At 40.2% G+C, this 24,246-nt stretch carries 21 protein-coding genes and 2 pseudogenes; 4 read left to right on the plus strand and 19 right to left on the minus strand.

What is annotated here, in order from left to right; all coding sequences use genetic code 11:
* Window positions 1–208 precede the first annotated feature (208 nt).
* Window positions 209–2,281 (plus strand): inverse autotransporter beta domain-containing protein, encoded by a 2,073-nt coding sequence (locus ACE15A_RS17280; RefSeq protein WP_164984584.1) that lies wholly within the window; start codon window positions 209–211, stop codon window positions 2,279–2,281.
* A gap of 244 nt (window positions 2,282–2,525) precedes the next feature.
* The gene (locus ACE15A_RS17285) at window positions 2,526–3,014 is read left to right on the plus strand and encodes a hypothetical protein (protein WP_053508639.1); all 489 of its coding nucleotides are present in this window, start codon (window positions 2,526–2,528) and stop codon (window positions 3,012–3,014) included.
* 679 nt (window positions 3,015–3,693) lie between these two features.
* Here the strand turns inward: ACE15A_RS17285 and ACE15A_RS17290 are convergent.
* From ACE15A_RS17290 to ACE15A_RS17320, 7 genes are all read right to left on the minus strand, one after another.
* Window positions 3,694–4,758, minus strand: a complete 1,065-nt coding sequence (locus ACE15A_RS17290) for a fimbrial protein (RefSeq protein ID WP_053508641.1) — start codon at window positions 4,756–4,758, stop codon at window positions 3,694–3,696.
* Entirely contained in the window at window positions 4,751–5,341 is a 591-nt protein-coding gene (locus ACE15A_RS17295; protein ID WP_077944421.1) for a fimbrial-like protein, read from the minus strand. The genes ACE15A_RS17290 and ACE15A_RS17295 overlap by 8 nt, the downstream gene beginning before the upstream one ends.
* A 16-nt stretch (window positions 5,342–5,357) precedes the next feature.
* Window positions 5,358–5,867, minus strand: coding sequence for a fimbrial protein (locus tag ACE15A_RS17300; protein WP_164984585.1), 510 nt, complete (start codon window positions 5,865–5,867; stop codon window positions 5,358–5,360).
* 63 nt (window positions 5,868–5,930) lie between these two features.
* Entirely contained in the window at window positions 5,931–6,512 is a 582-nt protein-coding gene (locus ACE15A_RS17305) for a fimbrial protein (protein ID WP_053508646.1), read from the minus strand.
* Window positions 6,513–6,539: 27 nt separating this feature from the next.
* Window positions 6,540–9,728: an outer membrane usher protein gene (locus tag ACE15A_RS17310; RefSeq protein ID WP_053508648.1), complete on the minus strand. Its 3,189-nt coding sequence runs from the start codon at window positions 9,726–9,728 to the stop codon at window positions 6,540–6,542.
* Window positions 9,729–9,877: 149 nt separating this feature from the next.
* Complete coding sequence (locus tag ACE15A_RS17315; protein WP_053508650.1) at window positions 9,878–10,615, minus strand: fimbria/pilus periplasmic chaperone; 738 nt, start codon at window positions 10,613–10,615, stop codon at window positions 9,878–9,880.
* Between the two features lie 18 nt (window positions 10,616–10,633).
* Window positions 10,634–11,245: a fimbrial protein gene (locus ACE15A_RS17320; protein WP_063390178.1), complete on the minus strand. Its 612-nt coding sequence runs from the start codon at window positions 11,243–11,245 to the stop codon at window positions 10,634–10,636.
* A gap of 256 nt (window positions 11,246–11,501) precedes the next feature.
* Between ACE15A_RS17320 and ACE15A_RS17325 the strand changes: the two genes are divergently transcribed.
* Together ACE15A_RS17325 and ispG are read left to right on the plus strand one after the other, a co-directional pair.
* Window positions 11,502–12,086, plus strand: coding sequence for a hypothetical protein (locus ACE15A_RS17325; RefSeq protein ID WP_053508654.1), 585 nt, complete (start codon window positions 11,502–11,504; stop codon window positions 12,084–12,086).
* Window positions 12,087–12,111: 25 nt separating this feature from the next.
* Window positions 12,112–13,209 (plus strand): flavodoxin-dependent (E)-4-hydroxy-3-methylbut-2-enyl-diphosphate synthase, encoded by a 1,098-nt coding sequence (gene ispG / locus ACE15A_RS17330; protein WP_053508656.1) that lies wholly within the window; start codon window positions 12,112–12,114, stop codon window positions 13,207–13,209.
* Between the two features lie 113 nt (window positions 13,210–13,322).
* Here ispG and ACE15A_RS17335 read toward each other — a convergent pair.
* The 12 genes and pseudogenes from ACE15A_RS17335 to sctV all read right to left on the minus strand — a co-directional run.
* Window positions 13,323–13,529, minus strand: a pseudogene (locus ACE15A_RS17335) (IS481 family transposase); the annotation flags it as partial.
* Between the two features lie 177 nt (window positions 13,530–13,706).
* Complete coding sequence (locus ACE15A_RS17340) at window positions 13,707–14,555, minus strand: hypothetical protein (protein ID WP_129382473.1); 849 nt, start codon at window positions 14,553–14,555, stop codon at window positions 13,707–13,709.
* 507 nt (window positions 14,556–15,062) lie between these two features.
* Window positions 15,063–16,073 (minus strand): outer membrane beta-barrel protein, encoded by a 1,011-nt coding sequence (locus ACE15A_RS17345; protein ID WP_129382474.1) that lies wholly within the window; start codon window positions 16,071–16,073, stop codon window positions 15,063–15,065.
* Window positions 16,074–16,170: 97 nt separating this feature from the next.
* The gene (locus ACE15A_RS17350) at window positions 16,171–17,208 is read right to left on the minus strand and encodes an EscU/YscU/HrcU family type III secretion system export apparatus switch protein (RefSeq protein WP_053508660.1); all 1,038 of its coding nucleotides are present in this window, start codon (window positions 17,206–17,208) and stop codon (window positions 16,171–16,173) included.
* Window positions 17,205–17,999: a type III secretion system export apparatus subunit SctT gene (gene sctT / locus ACE15A_RS17355; RefSeq protein ID WP_226295956.1), complete on the minus strand. Its 795-nt coding sequence runs from the start codon at window positions 17,997–17,999 to the stop codon at window positions 17,205–17,207. The genes ACE15A_RS17350 and sctT overlap by 4 nt, the downstream gene beginning before the upstream one ends.
* Window positions 18,000–18,003: 4 nt before the next feature.
* Window positions 18,004–18,264 (minus strand): type III secretion system export apparatus subunit SctS, encoded by a 261-nt coding sequence (gene sctS / locus ACE15A_RS17360; protein ID WP_053508710.1) that lies wholly within the window; start codon window positions 18,262–18,264, stop codon window positions 18,004–18,006.
* Window positions 18,265–18,280: 16 nt separating this feature from the next.
* Window positions 18,281–18,939, minus strand: a pseudogene (sctR, locus tag ACE15A_RS17365) (type III secretion system export apparatus subunit SctR).
* Window positions 18,936–19,874: a FliM/FliN family flagellar motor switch protein gene (locus tag ACE15A_RS17370; RefSeq protein WP_053508662.1), complete on the minus strand. Its 939-nt coding sequence runs from the start codon at window positions 19,872–19,874 to the stop codon at window positions 18,936–18,938. The pseudogene sctR and the gene ACE15A_RS17370 overlap by 4 nt, the downstream one beginning before the upstream one ends.
* Window positions 19,855–20,190, minus strand: coding sequence for a hypothetical protein (locus ACE15A_RS17375; RefSeq protein WP_164984586.1), 336 nt, complete (start codon window positions 20,188–20,190; stop codon window positions 19,855–19,857). The genes ACE15A_RS17370 and ACE15A_RS17375 overlap by 20 nt, the downstream gene beginning before the upstream one ends.
* A gap of 68 nt (window positions 20,191–20,258) precedes the next feature.
* Complete coding sequence (locus tag ACE15A_RS17380) at window positions 20,259–20,639, minus strand: hypothetical protein (protein ID WP_053508667.1); 381 nt, start codon at window positions 20,637–20,639, stop codon at window positions 20,259–20,261.
* 5 nt (window positions 20,640–20,644) lie between these two features.
* Window positions 20,645–21,970: a FliI/YscN family ATPase gene (locus ACE15A_RS17385; RefSeq protein WP_053508669.1), complete on the minus strand. Its 1,326-nt coding sequence runs from the start codon at window positions 21,968–21,970 to the stop codon at window positions 20,645–20,647.
* Window positions 21,970–24,012, minus strand: a complete 2,043-nt coding sequence (gene sctV / locus ACE15A_RS17390) for a type III secretion system export apparatus subunit SctV (protein WP_053508671.1) — start codon at window positions 24,010–24,012, stop codon at window positions 21,970–21,972. Before sctV ends, ACE15A_RS17385 begins: the two co-directional genes overlap by 1 nt.
* Window positions 24,013–24,246 lie beyond the last annotated feature (234 nt).

The following is a 24,246-nucleotide window of genomic DNA, read 5'->3' on the forward strand; positions in this document are numbered from 1 at the left end:
CTGGTGCTAGCTTCCTGACCTCGGTTGGATAGCAGAATATTGTATAGCCGTAAACTTAATAGTTAGCTGCACCATATTTCAAAAAATAAACAACATTAAGTAATTATTCTTATGAAAAAAAAATCTTTTTTTACTCGTTTTAACTTGTATATCTTCGGTAGTTTATGCCCAAAATATCGACTCGTCAAAAACGGCGAAAAATGAGGATTTGCCGACACTAAATTCCACATTAACACCGAGTACACAACCCACCCCTTTTGAAAATAAAATCATCAAAGGCGCATCATCATTCGCAAAATCACGCGAATCAGTGAGTAACTATGCTTATGCGCAGGTATCTCAGCTAGCATCCGATGCTTTTGAAAAGTGGTTAAAGCAGTACGGAAATGCTCGCATAACGCTCAATACACAAACACAAAATAGTAAGGCTTTAGCCGGCAGTAGCGCCGACCTGCTGTTTGGCCTTCACAATCAAGAAAATCGTCTTGACTATATCCAGTTCGATACACATTACGAGGATTCTGATGATATGATTGTTAATGTGGGTCTTGGGCAACGTTATTTTCTGAAAAATAATACCATGTTAGGTTATAATCTATTCTATGATCAAAATATGAGTAGCAATGTAACCCGTACGGGTGTTGGCCTTGAACTCTGGCGTGACTATTTCAAATTCAGTGGCAACGGATATTTTGCACTTAGTGACTGGCAAGATTCTGACGAATTACAAGATTATGATGAAAAGGCTGCCGATGGCTATGATATACAAATAGAAGGTTATTTACCTTCTTATGCTCAGCTAGGCGGGCATGTGAAATATGAACAATATTTTGGTGATGATGTCGCATTATTTGGTACCGACCATCTGCAAACGAATCCAAATGCCATCACTGTAGGACTCAGTTATACACCAATTCCTTTAGTCACCTTTGCAGCAGATTATAAAAAGGGAAGTGATTCACTGGACGATACGGCAATATCAGTGTCCTTCAACTATGCATTTGGTATTCCCTGGTCACAACAAATTTCCCCAGATGCAGTACAAATTCGTCGATCTTTAATGGGGTCACGCTTCGATTTCGTTGAGCGTAACAATGATATTGTTATGCAATATCGCAAACAAGATGTCATTAAACTCTCGCTACCTGCATCATTAAGCGGGGAGATATCAAAGCAGGTACCATTGACAGCATCGGTTGATACAAAAAATGGGCTTGATCATATTCAATGGGACCCATCATCATCCCTGCTGAAAGCCAATGGATCTGTTACACAGGGTAGCGACGCGACACATTTCACTGTCACGTTACCTCCTGTCGCAGGGCAGTATACCCTTAAGGGCATCGCTTATGATCGCCACAACAATGCCTCAAATAGCGCACAAACTCAATTTACAGTTATTGAATCGAGTGCAGGAAACCCACAAATAACCTTTAAAACACCAGAAACAGCCTGGACCGATCGCGCTGAACCTCTTAGTGTGATTGTTACCGATTCCACGGGTAATCCAGCACCGGGCACTTCTATCACATTCTCCACCACCAGCGGAATCTGCGGCGGTAGCGATTGTTCCTTTAGCAAAACCGAAGTTACGGCAAAAGATGAGAGTGGCATAGCTATCGCCTCAACAACATTATCTGACACTACAGATGGGCCGGTGACTGTTACAGCATGTATTACGGGTACAAATAACTGCACTAACCAGACGATTACATTTTATGATCCACCAGCACTTACCGGACAACTACAGCTGGCAGGGAAAGCACTGCTTGATAATTCGCTACCGTCCTCATGGATTAGCAACACACAATTTAAACTTAGTTCTACCGCACAGGGTGGGGATGGCCATTATAGCTGGGAATCATCGAACGAGGATATTGCTTCAGTCGATCAAAATGGCGTCGTAACGATCAAGGATCAATTAGCTAACTTTACTATCCGTATTACCAGTCTGGGAAGGCAATCTGATGATGCCAGCTCGTTGCATATAGCAAAAGGGAATGAAATGTTACATGTTTCCTCATCACTGGCGACCTACGATGATACAAAAGCTAACTGTGAAAAAATGGGTCGCAAAATACCAGCATTGGCTGATTTCCAACGCATAACGGCAATGTGGGGGAATATGGATAGTTACCCAACTTATCAGGCAATGAATAAATATGTTTGGGCGGAGAGCGAGACAACGAGTGATGTCGGGACGGGTTACCGCATGAGAGATGGTGCCAATTATCCTAACTTGCTAAAAACAGATCCTGAATATCAGGGATGCCTGGAATAAAAATGAATGCCAGCCCGAAGGGCTGGCATTTTACTCACATACACATAAACTGATTATCCCATGCTCAACGCGACAACTTCCCCCTACAATCCTTATTTTATAAATTCTAATCTTACTCACATAAGACAGACGCCTCCCTAAGCGAGATGGAGACCTTCTGGCTCACAGATAACTCTGGCCGATAGGTTGAGCATAGAAAGCATGTGGAAATAATCCCGTTTCTCCCCTGAATTTAGGACATAAAATGAATCCAGAAACATTCCATCTGCTTAATGCCTTTTATGAGCAGACACTTGGGAAACCGTTAGAATCATGCAGCCTGGTAGGCTTCAACGGGCAAGATACCGTTAAAATTCTCTGGTCTCTCAATGAGATTTTTACTCCCCATTTGCACCGTCTAAAAACCCTCCGGTATAAAGCGCAATACGAACCAGAAGCGGACGAAGCGATCAAAAATCTTGTATTGAACGGCGATGACTGGTCATCACTTCCTCTTACGGTTTTACGTATCCTCTTCGAAAGGCATCAACAGGGTCTCTTGCTTTGTATTGGTAACGCCACTGGGGAAAACCGGGTTATTGCGTATGCTCCGGCAGATCTGAATGACAATACCCGGGCAACTTTCGTAATCGCTTTTCTACTACATGCAATGGTTCTTCCTTTTCCAGTAGCCGACGAATCACAACTCGACATTGACTCAATGCTTGAGTATCAATCCGACGCGTTGCATTAACGGATTTCTGGTGGACTTCTTCGAATTGAAACTATCAGACATGTTTTCCGCTCCCTTTTGTCATTACACTTTATCCAAAAGAGAGGGGGTAGGCTATTTCAATCCAATAATTCGTAACCAGTGTATCAATGCATCCTGCCCCGCATCACCAGGATGAACAGTGATAAAGCCCCACTTCTATGGTTGACCGCTAACTCTGCGCAGAGAACAAGGTTATTCAGAGACAAAATATTCAAAGCCAACGCAAACCAGACCTTCAGATGACGGAAGTAGTATGAAGATGATTCGCTAATGCTTTTTATTACCAATAAGGAACTGGAGTTCAGGCGGGTAAAAAAAGAAATGCGCATGCACCCTGTTGCATAAAGTCCCTGGTCCGGGTTGATATTAATATCTCCAATAATCGAACCCAATGCCGACGACATCATCCCCGGCTGATAGCGGCAGGGGGATCAAGTAGTGCAACCCGACGATACTGGTGAAAGGGATTCTAAGGTATCGCGTAAAAAGCTCTGACATAATAAACGATCGGGCATAGACGTAATCTCATTGAATTGTTGGCAAAATCAGTCGATCGCATTTTTTATGCCCGTCCTTTTTTATCCGCTCATTACTGGGGGAAGCCCTCAGTGGAGGAGTGTGGTCAGGCCAATTTCATAAGAGTACTCAAAACACAAAATCAATTATAAGTAAAGGTAAATGTTCCCATAGCTTTAAATGTTCCTGTGGTTATTACTCCCTTCCCATCGTCACTTAGCACTGCATAAAAATTAGCCTCGCGAGTATCAGGTGTGCTTGAATCCTGGACAGAATAATAACTATTAGCATCATTTGGAATCAATGCGACATCATTCGTTGAGTATATCTGTACACCGACACCACGCTGTGCATTATTGATATCAGCCAACATACTATTGCTATAAGGTGATACGTATTGGGACGTTAGTTTGGTAATCAGATGATTAACACCACCACAGCCGGTTAATTTTATAGTAAATGGAATTTTTTTCGGATGTTTATTACCAATCAGTTCACTCGTATAGTAATCACCAAGATTAACCTGAGTCCCTGATGCATTATCTGAATTTTCAAGCGTGGCCGCATCACATGTCGGTTGCGGGATGTTAAGAGTGAATGAATTATTATTAATCTGAATATCCTGCGCATCAGTCTGGGAACCAATTCGGAAATCACCAACCATATTTGCGTTAGGTGTTATGGTATGCCCCTGCCCTGGTACATAATCTCGGGTCTGGAAAAGTGTCAAGTCGAAATGACCTGACTTACCTTTCCAGTACTCTTTATCATGATCATCATCAACTGAAAAAACCGTTATGTAGTCCGTACTCATTGCAATGTAACCCGTTGGTGGCTCTGAATTCGAGACGAATTTTATTCCATATACAATTCCGGTAACGTTTGTGGGAAATAATGCTACTTTAACACCATTAATAGTGGTACTTGTCACCGCAACCCCTGATTGCTTTGAGTTTAAGTCTTGCCCTCCCTGACCAGCATTACATGAAGTAGTTACTATTACAGAACCTTTGATATTATCTTTCAAAATTTTTGTATCAGAAACGGGGGAAGTAATATCAACTGATTGTGATGCAAAGGTTAATGTATCCGTTTTTGCACCATTAAAAAAACACTCAGTTGCCCCAAACGCATGGATAGAGAAAGAAAATAAAAAAACACCAATGACAGGCCTTGATAGTTTACAAGCGATACGTCCATTATTCATAAGTTACCTCTACAGTCACATGCGTCGTAAAATCCCCCTCTGTAATAGTGTTAATTTTTTGCAAGCGCGCAAAAAAACCATAACTATTTAGATAGGTATCAGATGTTACATCAAAAATAGCATTCGAATGCCCGGATTCATCAAGCACATTTTTATCCTGCTGTTCAGCAAAGATAACTAACCCTACGCCAGTTGCGCCTCCATCAGCAGGTAATATATCATTAGCAAATGCCTGAGAACTTTCTACGGGGAAAGTACCTGATTGAGGGGAAAAGTTAAAAATAAGCTTGCTGATACCACCACTACTCAGCGGAGAGCAATCTGATACGTTAATAGAAAAATGCTTTCCATTACCGATATAATTGGTAAAAGAGTCAACGCTTTCAATCGCAGCAATACTTTGCTTCCCAAGGTCAACAGACCCGGAGTCGGAAAAAGAAATCTTACAACTATTTTCAACCACATTTGCTTTCACATTTAACGAAAGAGTTTGCTCTGCAGAATGCGCTATCCTTACGGTATCTATCTGAAAGATAAGCATAGTCAGAAGGCAACAGTACCATAGTGAATGTCGATAATTCATGTTGTCTTTCTCAAATCTACGGGTATGTAACGATAAGTGTAAGAGTTGTATCAAAACTCCCGGCCTGTAATGTGGTTTCAGTCGGTATCATTCGTATGCTCATCGGTAAAATCGTCGTATCATCGGTCACAGAAAAACTTTGTCCTGATGATTGCGAGCAGATAAATTTCGTACCGGCATCTGGTTCGCCACTCCATAATTCAACAGCAATCCCTTTGGCATCACCATTCGTATTGGCAAAAGCATCTTCCTGTCCATCACCATTAGTACATAGAGAGGAGGAGGATGGCGCAATGGTAACTTTCGTTACTGCCTGGCAATCATTAAGAGCAATACTAAAATTTTTAGTTGGTTTATTACTGTTAAACTCAGAAATATACATATTACCAAAATCCAGTGTATCAACTAAGTTACCAGCATCATCATGTAAAACTGCTTTGCAAGTCCCACTTTCTATTGTCGAATTAAATGTTGCCGTTATTGAAGCAGTATCAGTAAGAGCGAAACTAATTTGAGATGATGACACCAATACTCCGGCAAGTATCATTCTCTGCAGATTAAGCATAATAACACCCAATATCCTATATTTTTATTCATAGGTAAAATTGAAAGTAGCAATAGTACTAAAATTCCCTGCTGATATTTTATCGGAAGTGCTAATCAAACGAGCAATTAAAGGTACAGTACCGCTGTGAATTTCATCCTGGGTCCACACCAACCCTCCATCGTCTGCAGTACTGTTGATGGTAAAAGGGGTATCCGGTGCAGTCTGGCGGGCAATAGTTAATCCTATATTTTTTGCGCCGCCATCGCTCCCGGCCAAAGAGTTAACTAACGCAGTAGTCATCCCGGATACAGCCGCTCCACCAATGGATACATTAATTTTACTAATTTCAGGGGCGCAATTAACTATGCCTATGGAAAAATCTGTGGAAGCGCTGTCCAGGTGATTAATAATGTCCATCGCCCCCACTTTACCATTATTACCAATCGTGAAAGTATAGTTATTTCCTCCAGTAGACTTGCCACCCAGCAATGTCATATCGCAAGTTGAGATTTTAATGTTGGCTATGAAATCAAGGTCAAGGTTCAGCGCATTAACTTTCCATGAAATAATACATGATAAAAAACAGAAAAAATAACCATGATACCGCCTTCCAAAAGTCATCATCGTATGATCCTTAGTGTAAATTTTATTTTAATTATTCTGCTTACAAAGCATTGCAGATAGCAGCATACTGGTATTTTTTTTATCATTCCGTGCAGGCAAATGGTAATTGACATAGCATTGCTGGCTTGTATCTTCCCCCCATTTAATATGCAATGTGCCAGTATCCTTCATCCCACGAAGTAACACTTTACCACCCTGTCCAACCGCGCTAAGCCATTCATTATTTTCATCATACACGTCAGCACCGAATGGTATATGAGAATGCTGTTCGGTCATAATGTCAAAGACATACGGTGTTCCCACTTTAGTCTTAAAACTAACCTCCACTACCGCACCGGCATCAGGAATAACTGTTGCAGAGGTATTATCCAAATAAACGGAGTTATCAAGCTGGCTAATATCTACATTTACCATATTACGATGATAGGGAGATAAATTAGTGACTACACCATAGCCAGAGTGATCGATTTGGTTATCAGAAGATCCAACATGACTTCCTTCGGCCCCAGGCGCACTAACTAATGCTATCGTATTTGCGCTATCAATATTATCCGGGACAAAAACAAGCCCACCATGGTAAAGGATCATGCCTCCGCTAGCACCCAATGACATTTGCTTATCACCCCGGTCACTGCCGGAGAGTGATGCATTCCATGGACCGAACCGGCTTGCATAATTAACATTTCCCCCAACCTGCGTGAGATTGTTACCCGACTGGTTAGAGTCTGCCGAATATGAGGTGTTCAAACTATAATTGAATCGGTTATCGGTTGAATTACCATTGGTACTGGCGTCAAGCTGGGTAGTGCCGTCAGAATCGCTTCGCAGCCCCATATTAACATCAGTAAACCCATATTTTTTCTTAAAATTTGGGGATAATTTTTCAAACGGTAAATTAAAACTTAGATAAACACTATCATCCGAATCATTATTCTCATCATAGCTGCGTTGAGCGGTAATACTGTATGTTCCCCAACGGAAAGCATTGCTGTACCCTAATGAATATTGGGTGTTGCTCTGCTCTGACCAATATCTATTCCAACTCCCTGACACATACAGCGATCCCCAATATTCATTATAAAAGTCAAGAGGCTGGGTAATATTGACTTGCAATTGATCCTTTAATCTTTGATAGTCACTGATCACCCATTGAGCCTGATTTTGGGTATGTTTTAATTGATCATAAATATTAGTTGCATCACTCAAAGATAAATAATGCTCTGTAGCATAACGCCATGCAGCAACGTTAACTGAGGTTTTACTTTGCGCTAATTGCTGACTATAGGACAAACGGTAACTCGTACCATTCCATTTTCCGATATCAGGCAGCGTGGCATAGGACTGTGTCGCATCAAACGCAAAAGCGCCTAAAGCAGTATTGACGGCGCTTCCTAACAAAAATGCGTCGTAGTCCTGGTCTGTTGACTGGAATCCTGCATAGGTAGTCAGTTTGTCAGTCAGACCGTAATAGACAGATGCGGTCGCAATATCAGGGGAATGGTACAATCCATCCTGGTCTAACTGACCTAAGGCAACCTCCCAACGCAGGCTATCTTCACGTAAAAGTTGTGAAACAGAGGAGAAAGGAACCGAAAAATGTTGCTCCCTGCCATCAGCCTCAGTGAGCGTCACATCCAAATCATTTCCGAACCCGGAGGGAGTAATATCTGTTATTTCAAATGGGCCAGGCGGTACAGTGACCTGTTTTATGATATTACCATTCTGTTTAACGGTGACCTTAGCATTGGTGTTAGCTACCCCTTTGATAGTCGGAGCATAACCAGACTCAGCTCCAGTTAACATACGATCATCGTTATAAAGATGAATACCTTTTACTGCTACAGAATCAAATGTATCGCCACGGGTACTGCTTTGACCAATAACCAACTGAGACTTCAGGGAGGCAATATCACGCTGTAACCAGGCCTCTTGACTATCATAGGTAGCTTTATTGCCTGATTCCCAGTTCAGAGCACCACGACTGCGAAACCGCCATTCACCAAAATTGAGCCCATAGTGAAGCCCTGAATACACACTGTCGCTTGAATCATCCGCGTTGTCTGAATGATAGGCATTGACGTCATATGAAAATGTACCGGCAGTGATACCCTCATCCCATAGGCTTGGGTCAATATAACCATCCGGTCTGTTTTCTATATAAAGTTGTGGGATACTGATATTTAACTCTTGCGTTTCCTGATCAAAACGTACTTTTATCCCGGGCGTGACTTTTAGTAAGTTGTAATAATCCTCACCCGCCTTCTTCATCTTATCCTGAGACTTAAGTGAATATTTAATACCTAGCTGCGTCAGTGTTTTTTCAGTAACAAAGGGAGAAATGTTTTTATTACCATCATCAATAAATAAGATCGTTGCATTTAACTTTAGCTGATCATTAACAAGGACATCCAAATTGTAATTTCCCGGCATCACTGGATTACCTTCGGCATAACGGCTTACGTCAACATCTTTAGCATTACCATTCAGAAAGCGTGAATCAAACTCAACTTTTTCATCCCCACCCGATATGTCAGGCTCTTGCGCACTCCGACTAAGTTCGTTCAGAGCAACAACAGATCTGGAAGTCGTACCTGCGTCATCACCTGTAATAGACCGCTTTGAAGCCCTAATTTGCTTTGGAAAAGATGAGCCTGGTTGCCTCTCTTTGAGAACCGATTTATGTACATCACGAAAGACATCATTACTTTTTTCACGTTGAACAAGTGTAGTTAATGATGCTGCTTTCATAGCATCAAAGGAAGTATCTTGTTTTTTTCCATCATGCTCTTTCAACGGAACAATAATTCCGGTAGAATTTTTGGCGTTTCCAGATAAAAAAATATTATGCAAGTTATTATTAGCTTGCTGAACAGGCTGACTCTCAATTTTCGCATACGTAGGTACTGGCATTTCACCCGTTGCAGCCATTTTCTGGCTGCGCATTTCGTCTTGATCTACCTTTGAAATTATTTTTTCTCCTGGTCTTGCAACATTCAAAGACGCATTTTCTGGGCCATTTGAATATAAAATACTCCGTATCTTCTGTTCTGCGACATCAGTGTCAGTGGGATCGTCTTCTGCATATTTTACAACAGGAGAAGAATTTACATCTTTTTCATTTCCAACAAGTCCATAAGTTACAAATGAGATAGTCACAATACAAACCCCACTACCAACAAATACCCAACCCCACTTCCTTTTTCTATTTTGATACATATGGAAACTCTTGCTCAATGAATGCTTAGCATGGTTTTGCAAGTAAATAGCGTAATATCATAGAGTAAAATGATATCACTCTATTTACGGGCACAATTATGACAGGCGAATTTAAATGATAAATTCCATGAACAACTATATGACGAATATCATAATGACACATTCGCTGTCGTTAGCCCACCGAAGTCATTAACCACAGAGTAGTTGATTTTTCCATGTTCTGGAATATTGATTCCATTCGATGCGACAATGGGAAAATGTGCAGTCCCAAAAGGACTTAACATTTCCGTATTAATTGAATAATTTTTATCTGCAATGTCAATATTGGCTTTGTCCATTGATAAATAATAGCCACTATTATTCGTCACAGTGAAAAAATAGCCTTTTTTATTGCGTCCCCAGTTCCATTTAACTTTTTTCAGTGCAGAGGCCAAATCACCATCCAAAGAACGTGGCCTGTAAATAAATTTGATGCGTGTTCGAAATGCTAATTGAAGCTTATTAGCAGACGCTGAAGAATCATCTTTTGGGGGTACTTCCAGCACATTGAACCAATACAATGATTCACGATCTTGCGGCAACGTTCCACCGGTATAAATGACTCGCACAGTTTGCCCATGGTCTTTATCAATACGTGTAATTGGTGGTGTTATGACAAATGGCGCGTCTATTTCATCCGGAGACTTGTTTTCAGTCCCATTATCAAGCCATGTTTGTACGAGCAATGGACGCTCACCACGATTGTCAAGATGGACTGTTACAGCACTTTTGCCCTCTGGATAAATAACCCGAGTCCCGGATATCACAATATCAGCCTGAGAATATAATGGAAATAATCCGAAGAATGTCAACAGAAAAAACCTTATGCCATTGGTACATATGCGCATAATAAGCTCCACTAATTGCTAATAATACGTAATACTAAACGTTGCATTGGTGTGAACCTTACCGGGAACAATTTGATTTGAATCAGAATTAAACTGTGGACCAGGTACATAAGCAGCCGCGAATGAAAAAACGCCACTGCCATTGTCAAGTGTTACAATCTGGGGAGTATCATCCTGACGCCCGATAAAAACTTGTGAACTTTGTGAATTTCCATTATTGAAAAGGACAACATTGACATTTTTTGCTGCATCATCAATCGTCGTATCATTATTTAGAGTACCATCTGTTAAGTTCGCAAACTCTTCAGAGGAAAATGACACTTGTGCTCTGGAAATCCCGGTGGCACAACCACTAAGCTCAATATCGAAAGGCGTTCGTCCTACACCACCATTTTCAATAGTTGCGGATTCAACATCTTTTTTTGCGACAACAGGCATAACCAATGTCATATTTGAACTTTGTGAACCAGTTGAGTTGGAAATTTTACATGTTTCACCAGTGACACCTCCCGTAAATGTAATAATGCCAACATCACCGTCAGCAGCTATCACTCCTGCAGAAGAGAGCACCGCACAAGCAACACATAGCGAACAACCAACCTTGTACCACGCTGAATAATCTTTTGACATAACCTAAACTCTTATTGGTAGACAATTCTATCATTATGTTTCCCCAAAAGGGAAACAACAGAATTATCCATCATTGCTCCGCAGTAATTCAAGCACACAAAAGGAGTAAAAATAGACATATGCGAGGGAATAAAAAACAACAACGATCCATATTAATTTACCCTGGCATGTGTACGATTACCTCCCTCCCTCTCCCAGATTAGTCTCCCACTACAGAAACAAATACAGTAACATCCTATTGTTACCAGGAGGTTTTATGCCAAACACACAGTTAAATACGTCGGTTTCAACAATGTCTCCTTCTACTTATAGTACAAGGGATGATCGTAGCGATAACCATAAAAATGGTTGTTTTCATAAATTCAGGATCCGTCTAAGAAGGAACCCGGAGAAATCACTAAATGATTTAAACTATAGTTTATCTTTGTGCGAGCAGACATTCTCCATCACACTTTACATGGGATATAAATATAAAACTATAGAAGCTTGCCGCGATGAACTAATAAGAGAAAAGATAAAAGCCTTTGGGGTCACGAAGGATCATCCTTATGTATATAATAGAGAGGCCGAGACAAAATTTTTAATAGCTTTGGTGAACAAAAACGCTAGTCGTTTGGAAGCGGGGAAATTTCATTCCCTCCAGGATACTATAAAAGCTACAAATATGTTTGGGAAAGCGGTAGATAAAAAAAGAATTCAATATAGAGAATATCAACTTATGCGAGACAGACGCCAAAATTATTTTAGAAACCAACCCATAGATTACAAATTGCAAATTGAAGTAATGGTCAATGAGTATTATAAGAGATATCAAGAGCAAAGCGCGGCACGTAATCAGTAACCAACATTAATTATTAGGTAAGATTATGGAAAATGCTATTTTATATAAAAAACGCAATTCAAAAAAAATTTACGTCGGCGATGTCGCTGTAGGTGGTGATGCTCCGATAACTGTACAATCAATGACAAATACTAATACCTGTGATATACATTCCACATTAGAGCAGATCCACAAACTAGAATCGGCAGGGGCCGATATGATTCGGATTTCCGTTCCCACGATGGAGGCAGCAGAGTCTTTTAAGAAATTGAAACAATACAGTCAGGTACCATTGATTGCAGATATTCATTTTGACTATCGTATTGCATTAAAAGTCGCAGCTTACGGTGCTGATTGTTTGCGAATTAACCCCGGAAATATAGGTAATGAACAACGGATATCTTCAGTCATTGATTGTGCTCGGGACTGTAATATACCTATCCGTATTGGTGTCAATGCAGGTTCGCTTGAAGTGGATATTCAGGAAAAATATGGTGAACCAACACCGGAAGCACTGCTGGAATCGGCTATGCGGCATATTAATATTCTGGAAAAGAATAATTTCGATAACTTTAAAGTTAGTGTGAAGGCATCTGATGTGAATCTTGCGGTAAACGCCTATCGTTTGCTGGCAAAAAAAATTGAACAGCCATTGCATCTTGGAATTACTGAAGCAGGGGGATTTCGGGCTGGAGCGGTAAAATCTGCTATCGGTATCGGATTATTGCTTGCCGAAGGTATTGGTGATACTTTACGTGTATCTTTGGCTGCAGATCCTGTAGAGGAAATAAAAGTAGGATTTGATATTCTAAAATCCTTACGTTTACGTTCACGAGGGATTAATTTTATCGCTTGCCCGACATGTTCACGTCAAGAATTTGATGTTATCAGCACGGTGAATGAGCTCGAGCAACGACTCGAAGATATTGTCACTCCTCTTGATGTGTCAATTATTGGTTGTGTTGTGAATGGTCCGGGAGAAGCACTGGTATCAACGATAGGAGTAGCCGGAAGTAAGAGTAAAAGCGCACTATATTTACATGGAATAAGACAGAAAAAACGTCTGAATAATGAAAATATGATCGATGAACTTGAGAAGGAAATCCGAATGCTACTTACTCAAGACAGTCATGAGAAATCCTGACATCCTGCACGCCGTAAAGGATGTGAATCCCTGCTACATTCAAGTGTATTAGCTCAAACCTGATCTGACAGTTACCGGTTATTTATACAGATATCTGTCAGATTACATCTGCTTTAAATTTTCTCAACCCAGATGCGCTTTCCATCATCAAGTAACGTTTCTATTGGCGTTCGGCCACAACACAATTTTCCCTGAAGGGTTGGTTCATTATTATAGTAAGCCAGCCATTCATCATGATCCGATTGTAATATTTCAAGATCTCCGTATGATTTTTTGCGGAACATCACCTGATAAAACTCGTTCAGTATCGTTTTTATGAAACATGAGAGTTACCTCGTATTTTGTATAAGGATTCGACGCCCATATCAAAATCGGTAACTCTCAACCTTTCAAGGCCATAGGTCAGATCAAGTCGCGAGTAATACAGCTCAGCACCTGTCCCGGTCACAAAAAGCCTCCGACAATGAAGTGATTTTTATAGCAGCAGGCAAAGCCACCTATGAGATCAGACTACAAACAGACATTAACTCAAAATAGTTTCGTCGATCAGCGACCGAACTATTTTCGAGTAAATTAGATTGTATCGTTCTAATGTAATCATTAAGCATTCGGAGATGTGGGCTTACCTGTCTGGCATGACTATCACGCCCGATAAATAGCGAACACATCTTCGAAGGATCATTAGCTTGGGTGATTCTGACACCAATAATCACTTTCTCATTTAGCCTGTTAGTATAAACATAGGTTGCCCCTGATAATTCTACAGGTGGATTTTCTTGGGTATGAAACGCAAACAAGCCTGGATTGGAAGCTACTTTTTTATCAAAATATGTCTGCTCTGCATCGGATGCACGTTTTGTTCCATACAATGCAGAGAATGAAACTTGATTATTTGATCGCAAAAAGAACTCATTTGTTTCTTGACGACTAGTAACCGTTGATTCTATCGCCCTGTTTCCTCGAATATCAGAGTGAAGTAATGACTGAGGAAGATATTCTGCACATAATGGTGTTGGGGGATTATTTGTATGGACTATTACAGATAAACGCGCTGTAGGATCGCAAGTTAAACAATTCATCAGCCCAGTTTCAATTGTTGCTTGCATACCTACCGTGATTTTTCTATTCTTCTCATCGTCTTGTTGCTGACTCCATATACCATCCGATATCAATATATTCTTACATGCTATCATGTCACGTCTATGCGCTTCTGCAGTAGAAGCATCCGAACCTGGCAGTATTGGGGTGTTGTGAATAAGGCTATCAATCTCTTCTGCCAGAACTTGAGGCAACACCTGAGCTCTACTGATATTCATAGCATAAGAATTGCTATTTGTTATCTTCATATTATTTTTACCTCACTTTATTAAATAATGTGCGATATAGAATATAAACTTTACCTACGATAATATTCGATGGATTTCTGGAGTTGATAACAATATCCATAGAATCACCAGAAACAACTGAAAGAGAAAAATGATGATATCCACCCGTTGTTATATATATTTAATACTCTCAACTGATTGAACGTTTCAACAACAAGAGCAGCTATTTTTACATCTAAATTTCCCAGTATATTCTTGTCCTGGATTGGAAAGCCTTCGCTATTTACTACCACATTGCTATGTAATAAAATTTTTATGCTCATTAGAACAAAGCCGGCATAAAGAATGTCTGCTCATACCGGCAATCATTAAAATATGGATTATCAGAAAATATTCTCTAAAAAATCAGTGCCAATAAAAACGTACAAGCCACAATTGTGACTATACAGCAACCAGCAAAAAAAATCTTTGCTCCAATGGTAAAGTTCATTACTCCCCCCCTAAAATTTTAGGGAAAATGACTCATCGTTAATCCGTCAGGATAGAGACCCTACGATTCAATGAATAGTTCTCTTCCTGATCTGATAAACTATGTTTAGTTGACAAATGCTTATTGAACTTTGAAGTACTTCCGTGCGCATGTACAGATATATTTTTTTTATTAATGCCCTGCTCAAGCAATAATTCCCTGACATTATCTGCTCTACGGCTGGAGATGATAAAATTATTTTTTTCACTCCCTGTTATATCACTATAACCATCAATGTTGAATTTTGTTACCGAGTCTGGTTTTCTTTGATGATAAAAATCAATAATTTTCTGTCGATTCTTTTCTGAGAGAATATACTGATTAAATGGATAATAGATTACCAACTCATGGTTTAGCGGTACAGTTTCTGATATCGGCGGTTTAACATCCTCAACTGGATGACTTATAATAGATGGTTGCATCGATTCGCTAGCCTGGCCGAAATGCCATGTTATGCCAAGAGATAAATACCCATTATTTAGGGTAGCTGAGGTCGCCGCATCATTCTCAATATGTCCCGTCCATTGATATTCGATGCGCGATGTCATATTCGAACTCCAGCTATGCTCAACCCCTATAGCAAGTAAAGGCGCCATGCCTGTACCAACCTCACTTTTATTAATATCATCGTTACTCATATCGCTACGGTACCACATACCACCCACTCGTCCATACAGGTCCTGGCCTGACAAAGAGTAAGTAAATTTACTGCTCAGGGTGATTCCCTGCACATCTATGGATTGACCATCATTTCCCTTCACACTGCCAAGGCTGTTAGCGCCCCCCTCCAATGAAAACCATGGAGAGAACTGATAACCAATAAAACCACCAAAGCCGATAGTATCCTTGCGATGGCTTTCAGTGAAGTTATTGTTGTCAAATTTTGACCAACCAACATTAGCACCTGCGTATAACCCGTCACTAGCAGCATGAGCCTTAGTAGCCAAAGGTAGCAATGGCAGCAAGATCAGGCAAAAAGTTTTTCCTGTTAAAAGATGTTTAGTGCCCACACAATTATCCCAATATGAAAGTTGAATTCTTCACAGGGATATTAGCAAAATCAAACCACACACAAGAGAACAACAAAGGACTCCAAAAAATCCAATTTTACCCTCTAATTTTAATCATTGCTAAAATTTCAGAAATCGCATGAAAAAATGGCGGCGTGATGTATTGACCGATAGCAATATCTTTATTCAATCCACGAGCAAGAGGTATATTTTCAATTACAGGAACACCTTCTTTCTCTGCAATTTCTATTATTTTTAAAGCCTGATAATCAGCGCCTTTAGCAACAACCTTTGGTAAAGGTGTAGTATCTTCATTGTAATAAATGCATATTGCCAGGTGGGTGGGATTTTTTATCACAGCACTAGATTTCTTAACCATCACCGCTAAACTGCCACTTTGTATCTCCTGGTGTAGGGAATGGCGATGCCTTTTTATTTCCTCATTCCCCTCCATTTCCTTAATTTCCTTTTTAACTTCTTCATGTGACATTTTTAGATTTTTCATCAATTCATAGCGTTGGTAAGAATAATCAGCAAGAAAAAAAACAATATAGCATAACACTACCACTCCCCAAAGCCAAAAAATAATCTGCACTGTTACTTGCATAGCCTCAATAGGTTTCAAATACACCATATTTCTAAGCGAAGGTGTATATTGATGAAATAGATAATAAAAAGCACAGCCAATTACTACCATCTTAACTACATTCTTTAATAATTCAACAAGCGACTTTATCGAAAGTATATTTTTCAGATTTTTAACAACATCAAGCTTATTAATTTTAGGGATCAGTGACTTACTTGAAAATAAAAATCCAATTTGTCCTATATATGATGCAATTGATGCAAAAAACAATATTAAAAACATAAAAGCAAGATCTTTAAAAATGAAAGAACAAAGTGCTGAAAAAAATGCAGAAAACGCTGTTGGCAGGGGTTGTTCAAATTGATCAAATGTTAGCAATAGTATTTCACTTAAATCCTTCCAAATATCATTACCAAAAGTATAGAGGTATAATAAAATAACAGCAAGCTGAACACCTGCTGCCAGTTCATTACTTTTGGCTACCTGTCCTTCTTCACGCGCTTCCCGTAATTTTTTAGGTGTCGGGGGGAGTGTTTTTTCTGTACTCATTGAATGTTTCCCCAAAGAGTATGAAATGACAATAGATTACTTGAGATTACATGCCCTAGATCACTCAGCGAAAACCCAATGGTTATCATTAAAACCAGCAATGCAAGTATACTTTTTATCGACATTGCCAAAAAGAAAACGTTAAGCTGTTGCGCAGTTCTATTAAGTAACCCCATACCAACATCAGTTAGTAACATAATTGCAGCTGCTGGCAATGAAAACCTTAGAAATAAATTAAACAATAAATCCCATTGCTGCTTGATAAATATTAGCAACTGCTGATTAAAGGCAATATATTTACCGGGAGGAAATAAAACATAAGACTCATATAAAGTCGTAATTAGTGCATTCATCCCACCACAGCTAAAAAAGACAACAGTCAATAATTGAGAAAAAAACACACCAAGTAACGTTGATGATTCAGAGAGAGTCGGGTTATAAATACTGCCCATTGATGAACCACGCATAGTATCAATCAGAAAACCAGCAGAATCAATTGCCCAAAAAGGAATTCCCGCAACAAACCCAATCAATATCCCAATCACAATTTCCTGGCACATTACCAAAAAAAGTGGAAATCCTATAGCATTATCCTCTATAAGAGAATTACTCGCATCTATTGCAGGATATATGGGGACAACTAACAACATGATAATTGAGTTACGAATTAATGATCCACCGATATTTTTACTCTCCAGTAATGGCATTATCAAAAATAATCCCAATGGCCGTAAACAAGCCATAAAAAAATGCGGGCCAAATTTTACGACACTCAATAGAATATCATTCACAACATTACCTGTTAATTTGCTGGAATATCAGATTGGTATAGTTAATCAAAGAATTTCCCATCCAGTTATAAGTCATAACAAGTACTATTGAAACAACTACCAGTTTAATCAGGAATGGAACTGTTTGATCCTGAATTTGTGTTACAGCCTGTATAAGGCTAATAAGTACCCCAACGATAGATGCTGCCGCAACTGTGGGTAGAGAAAGCCATACAACAATCCATAAAAGTTCCACTCCAAGATGAGCTATAACTGCATTATTCACTATCATCTACCCTGAATTAAAAGGAAAGGACTGATTTCTCTATCAGATACTGCCATCCACCTGCAATAATGAACAACATAATCTTAAATGGCAGGGATATCGTAGTAGGCGAAACCATCATCATCCCTAGTGCCAGCAAGATATTTGACACAATCAAGTCAATTGCTACGAATGGTAAGTACAGCAGTAGACCTATTTTAAATGCTTCATCTAGTTGCGTAATACCAAAAGCAGGTAGCATAACAAACAAGGAGTTTTCATTCAGTCTTTGCTGATATTTTTTCGGCCATATCTTATTCCCGATCTGGCTAAAATAACGAATTTGTTTCGCTTTTGTATTTTTTTCAAAAATGATAAATAAGGCTTAATTACTGTTCTATCAATATTCTCATATAAATTCGAGTCAGAAATAGAAAACGGCTCTTTTTGAATGTTGTCGTTTATTGACATGCCTACTGGTGCCATTATGAAAAATGTTAGAATGAGAGCAAGGCCATAGATTGCCATATTAGGAGGAATCTGTTGTATCCCTAATGCATTTCGTAGCAATGAAAACACAACTGCTATTTTCAAAAAAGAAGTACAGCTAACCACTATAAAAGGCAAAATAGAAAGACATACCAGTAAAATAATTAGCGCATAAGGTTGATGGATAAAGTCATTCACGTTTTTCATCCTTGCAATAATTTATTAACACGGACTCCCGGTACATTATCAAGTAAAATAAAATCACCAGTAGCAAAGACTCGTCCGTTAACACGGATATTTACTGTTGTTGCCGTAGAAAGCTCTGATTTTATAATGCTACCCGGCTTCAAAGCTGCTAATTCTGCAAAAGACATTAATATACTTCCAATCTCAAAAGCGATGCTCACATTAATATCATCTAAAGAGGTCAATACAGGATTCGCATCAATAATATCATTCTGTTCTTCCGTGGTAATCTCACTCACAGTATATTCCTCGTTGGTTCTAACTAATTTAATGATAATTTCAGCAGCAAGCATCCAATAGTTACCAGCGTTTAAATGATTGTCAGTCTGAATAATGATTACCGCTCCCAACACAAATTGCTTGAGCATTCTCAAAGGAATCGTCATACGGCCTATTGTGACTGGACAACGCAGCAAAGGTTTAGAAGATCCTATTGTTTCGGCCAATGGCGTCCATCCCTTGATTAACCAGCGAAGTGCATCAGCAGGCCAATCAATTAAATATATCTCAAATTTTTTATCAACTTGATTTAAAGTCAGTACTGGACTCCAGCAAGGCAAGAGACTGGATTGACCCGTTATCTCTTTTAGTGAAATTTCTGCGAGCTTCATTTCATCGCTTACAGGCAATAAACTCCACTCACCGACTAATTGAAGGAAATGGCGATCGACCTCATGTAAAGTGAAAAAATGTATTTTATCTTCAATCCAGTTACGCCAGGAAGATTCTTCACACCATGCATTTAACTCTTGTTGATGCCATCTAAATGTCCACCAGATACCCTCTCCACTAATCATACGTAAATTAAGAATGGATTTACTATTGTTTTTATAATAACCAGAACCAATCAATGTCGATTGTTCAATAAATAGATGACTATAACCTTCGATTTTCAAGCACCACCTCAACTTTGCAAGTTTCACACCCTGCAGACAATTTCTTCGCAATCCCTGGTGATAATTTTTGAAGAGTGTATCCTTGCTCATAAGTATCCACTTTAAATATAATCAGCAAAGTTTCTTCATGAAACGAAATAAATATTAACATGTCATAAAAAAAGCCACTTTTTACCTGATAACAGACGTTATTATCCCTTTCAGAATGAGTTTCAACACATATACCAAAAGATGATAAAAAACTAGCCAACTGAAATTTCAGGGACATTTGCCTGAACATCTCTTTCTCTTCGAAAACGATAGAACTAATCTTCATGGGAGGATCTATAACATTATCCCGCGAAACTATTATCTTCCTGGAAGGTAATATCATGTCGTAAGGCATCAATTATCAACGCCTTCTAAAATCATATAGTTTATTTTATCTTGTGATCTTAGTACTTGTCTTAACATGCCTTGTAACTCTATTTCTTCCTGAGTCAGTCGCGTATGGAGCTGTTGCTGCATTGAAATTTGCTGTCCAATAGCCTCATATTTTAATTGATAACTATGCATATGTTCACTCCATCTCATTAACACTCTGTGATCTATGACTCCCGTTAACTCCAGGCATGCTAATTGCCATTTATCTTTTATTTCATTCCGATGTTGTTGCAGGAGAGATATCTCTTGCTCAACTTGTTGACGCAAACGCGTTGTATGAGCCAGTTCGTTTCTGAGTCCTCTTTCTCTATGCTGTTTAATCTTCATAAGCTGCTGAAGCATACTGGCTATTCCACTGCTAACTTCAGCAATTCTAGCGTTTCCGATAGTGATTGTGGATTACCCGCGGCCTGCTGTAGAAACTGCTGTATTACGGGCCAGCACCTTAATGCCTTATCAGCATCAGGATCCTGCCCTTCTCTGTATTCCCCTACACGAACCAGTAATTCAATTTCACGATACAAGGCTATTAATGTTCGTAAATGCCCGGCCAACCTCATATGCTCACTAGTTACAATTTGCCGCATCACCCTACTAACGCTGGCGCTAACATCTATTGCGGGATAATGATTGGCCTCGGCAAGCTTTCGTGACAATACAATGTGACCGTCAAGAATAGAACGAACCTCATCGGCTATCGGCTCATTCATATTGTCCCCTTCAACCAACACTGTATAAAAAGCGGTTATGCTGCCAACCTTGCCGTTCCCGGCTCGTTCAAGCAAACGTGGCAACGTTGCAAAAACGGAGGGTGGAAATCCCGAAGCAACCGGTGGTTCACCACTGGATAACCCCACCTCTCGCGCTGCACGGGCATAGCGTGTGAGAGAATCGATCATGAGTACAACGTTTTTACCCTGATCACGGAAATACTCTGCTATTGTTGTCGCAACGAAAGAAGCTTTCAGGCGTTCTAACGCGGCTCTCTCTGAAGTCGCCACTACTGTGACACAGCGTGAGCGAGCATAGTCGCTCAGTGTATATTCGAGAAATTCACGAACTTCACGTCCACGTTCCCCAACAAGGGCTAGTACAATAACGTCAGCTTCAACCCCATCGCAGAGCATACTCAACAACGTGCTTTTCCCCCCGCCGGCCGCAGCAAAAATCCCTAACCGCTGCCCACGGCCACAGGTGAGTGTAGCGTCGATCGCCCTGACACCGACAGGTAAAATCTCTTCAATTAATGCCCTTTCCATGGGGTCTGGTGGGGCCGATTCTAAAGGACGATATTCCACCCCATAAGGAATATCGCTGCTATTTGGCAAACGTCCTAATCCATCTAACGTTTTACCCAGCAGAAAATCACCGACGGCGATTTGATACTCAGCACCAGAAGCAACGACAGATGTTCCACACCGTAGTCCAACAGCGATATCAAAGAGAGATAAGCAGGCATAACCATCCTGTAGTGACACCACCTCTGCCAGTAATCTCTGCGCACCGATATAGCAAAGCTCACCCAAATGAGCCCACGGCAAATACGCCTTTAACACTGTTGTATTAACCTCCGTCAGGTAACCAACAGGTATAACTCTTGGGGCATGTAACTTTCCCTGCATTTGTGTCGCATTAATACTAGTAATTAATTTACCTATATCGGGTTTGCGCATCAGGAGACATCACCTATCAGGTCAATTCCCCCCATAACATCAAATTCGTTTACATCATTTACTTCCATAAATGAAAGAACAGAAAACATAAAATGTTCCGACTCAATCATTTTTCGTAAGTAACGCCGGGTATCAATAGCGGTTAACACAATCCCCTGCTGGTGATCACCAAGCGCCTGTGCGATTCGATCTGTGATATTCTGAGTAACATCTGGCTCCATTGCCGAATAAGCTCCTGCAACAGACTGTCGTATTGATTCACGAATAAGATTTTCGATATTAGAACCGATGATCCATACCTTCCCTGTACCCTTTTTGTGTTGCCGATTAACTATTTGTCTCTTTAATGCAACACGAACATATTCAGTCAACGTGACAATATCCTTTTCCTTTGGTGACCAAATAATGAGCGTCTCAAAAATAGTACGTAAGTCACGAATCGAAACCCCTTCTTCCACTAAACGCTGTAATACATCAGAAACGCGATTTAGCTGCACCTGTCGTTGCAGTTCTTTAACCAGTTCCGAATAGTTGCTCTCCATAGCATCCATCAGGTAGCGTGTCTCTTGTACGCCAATAAACTCTTTCGCATTTCGCTCAAGTATCACTTCAAGGCACCAGGTTAAACCTCGTGCACATTCATAAACGGTATCCCCCTGGGATAAAACCTGATCTTTGGCCTCTTCACTTAACCAATATATATCCACGCCAGACAACAATTTTTGCTTGTACACCCCCGATTGTACCTCCGTCAGCGAGGCGCCAGAAGTAGCCATATAGGGATGGTCTGCCACCAGAAAGACTTCACAGACAGGTTCGTGATAAAGACAGAAGACCACTTTAGGCGTGTCGCCTTCCTCTTCACTCCCCAATTTTTCAACTCTAATTTTACCTAATGCGATTCCATAATTTTCAAAAAAACGCCAGCGTAATGCTTCCAGCGCATCAGAGAGCCCCCCCTCATCAATGGAAGAATGCACTCGTACTAATAGTGGCTCTACTCCCGGAGACAAATTAGTGCTGCCATTATTCCCTTGTTCAGCGCTATGAGTATCATCACCATGATCTCCTCGCCGGTAAACAAGATAACCGACTATCCCAATAAGAGCAGCCATAGGTAAAAATACTGCGGCAGGAAATCCAGGAATAAAAGCGAAAATCACAAGAACAGAGCTTGCAATGATAAGTGGCATACTGCGGCCACTAAGTTGATGAAACAGTTCGGTGGCGAGATTTGTTTTACCTTTTACTCCAGGTACTCGCGTGACCAGCACACCGGCGGTAATAGAGATCAATAGAGCAGGTATTTGCGCAACCAGGCCATCGCCAACAGAAAGTATGGAATAGGTGGAAAGCGCCTCTGAGATTCTCATACCTTCATGCATTACGCCAATCGCCATCCCACCAAAAATATTTACCAAAATAACAATGATACTGGCAATCGCATCCCCTTTTACGAACTTCATGGCACCATCCATAGAACCATACAGTTTACTTTCGTGCTGAACCATTTCCCTACGCATGGCCGCCTGCTCAACGGTAATGGAGCCAGCACGTAAATCACCATCAATACTCATCTGCTTTCCGGGCATACCATCAAGAGAGAATCGTGCGCTAACCTCAGCAACACGTTCAGACCCCTTGGTAATAACAATAAACTGCACAATGGTAATAATAGAAAAGATAATTAGTCCAACGGTCAGGTTTCCACCAACAACGAAATTACCGAAAGCATAGACAATGTTGCCAGCATCATGCTGTAGCAAAATCAATCTGGAAGTACTCATAGTTAAAGACAGGCGATATAAGGTAGTAATAAGTAATAACGAAGGAAATACTGAAAACTCAACAGCATTATTCAAATAAACAACGACCATCAATAACACAAGCGAAAACATCAGATTGAAAGCAATCAGTACATCCACTACCTCTGTCGGTAGTGGTAGTATCATCATAAATACGGCCAAAACCAGTACCGTAGCTAAGATTGCCCCCTGATATCTACTAATCTTCGCCAGATCAGATAAAGTAACGTTCTTCATTGTTCACTCAAAAATGAAAGCATATAATCCTTTTGATATTCGAAAATTCGATACCAATCTTCAGCACCTAACTCTTCAGGCAGCAGGCAACTCAATGACAAGCGATTATTGACGAAAAAAAAAGCTCCCAACAACTCCAAAAATAGACTCCGGTCGCATACTTTGACACATCCTTAGTGCAATATCGGGCCGTGGCGCATTTATTTTTAATATCAAAACCAACTCAATTTTCGC

This window comes from Salmonella sp. HY31 (assembly GCF_042604575.1).
Lineage (GTDB): Bacteria > Pseudomonadota > Gammaproteobacteria > Enterobacterales > Enterobacteriaceae > Salmonella > Salmonella diarizonae.

Coding starts and splice junctions, on each gene's coding strand:
- ispG (WP_053508656.1), top strand. CDS start 12,112: ATGGAAAATGCTATTTTATATAAAAAACGCAATTCAAAAAAAATTTAC.
- ACE15A_RS17310 (WP_053508648.1), bottom strand. CDS start 9,728: ATGTATCAAAATAGAAAAAGGAAGTGGGGTTGGGTATTTGTTGGTAGT.
- ACE15A_RS17315 (WP_053508650.1), bottom strand. CDS start 10,615: ATGCGCATATGTACCAATGGCATAAGGTTTTTTCTGTTGACATTCTTC.
- ACE15A_RS17340 (WP_129382473.1), bottom strand. CDS start 14,555: ATGAAGATAACAAATAGCAATTCTTATGCTATGAATATCAGTAGAGCT.
- ACE15A_RS17320 (WP_063390178.1), bottom strand. CDS start 11,245: ATGTCAAAAGATTATTCAGCGTGGTACAAGGTTGGTTGTTCGCTATGT.
- ACE15A_RS17380 (WP_053508667.1), bottom strand. CDS start 20,639: ATGCTTCAGCAGCTTATGAAGATTAAACAGCATAGAGAAAGAGGACTC.
- ACE15A_RS17290 (WP_053508641.1), bottom strand. CDS start 4,758: ATGAATAATGGACGTATCGCTTGTAAACTATCAAGGCCTGTCATTGGT.
- ACE15A_RS17375 (WP_164984586.1), bottom strand. CDS start 20,190: ATGAAGATTAGTTCTATCGTTTTCGAAGAGAAAGAGATGTTCAGGCAA.
- ACE15A_RS17285 (WP_053508639.1), top strand. CDS start 2,526: ATGAATCCAGAAACATTCCATCTGCTTAATGCCTTTTATGAGCAGACA.
- ACE15A_RS17350 (WP_053508660.1), bottom strand. CDS start 17,208: ATGAGTACAGAAAAAACACTCCCCCCGACACCTAAAAAATTACGGGAA.
- ACE15A_RS17385 (WP_053508669.1), bottom strand. CDS start 21,970: ATGCGCAAACCCGATATAGGTAAATTAATTACTAGTATTAATGCGACA.
- sctV (WP_053508671.1), bottom strand. CDS start 24,012: ATGAAGAACGTTACTTTATCTGATCTGGCGAAGATTAGTAGATATCAG.
- ACE15A_RS17295 (WP_077944421.1), bottom strand. CDS start 5,341: ATGAATTATCGACATTCACTATGGTACTGTTGCCTTCTGACTATGCTT.
- ACE15A_RS17305 (WP_053508646.1), bottom strand. CDS start 6,512: ATGATGACTTTTGGAAGGCGGTATCATGGTTATTTTTTCTGTTTTTTA.
- ACE15A_RS17325 (WP_053508654.1), top strand. CDS start 11,502: ATGCCAAACACACAGTTAAATACGTCGGTTTCAACAATGTCTCCTTCT.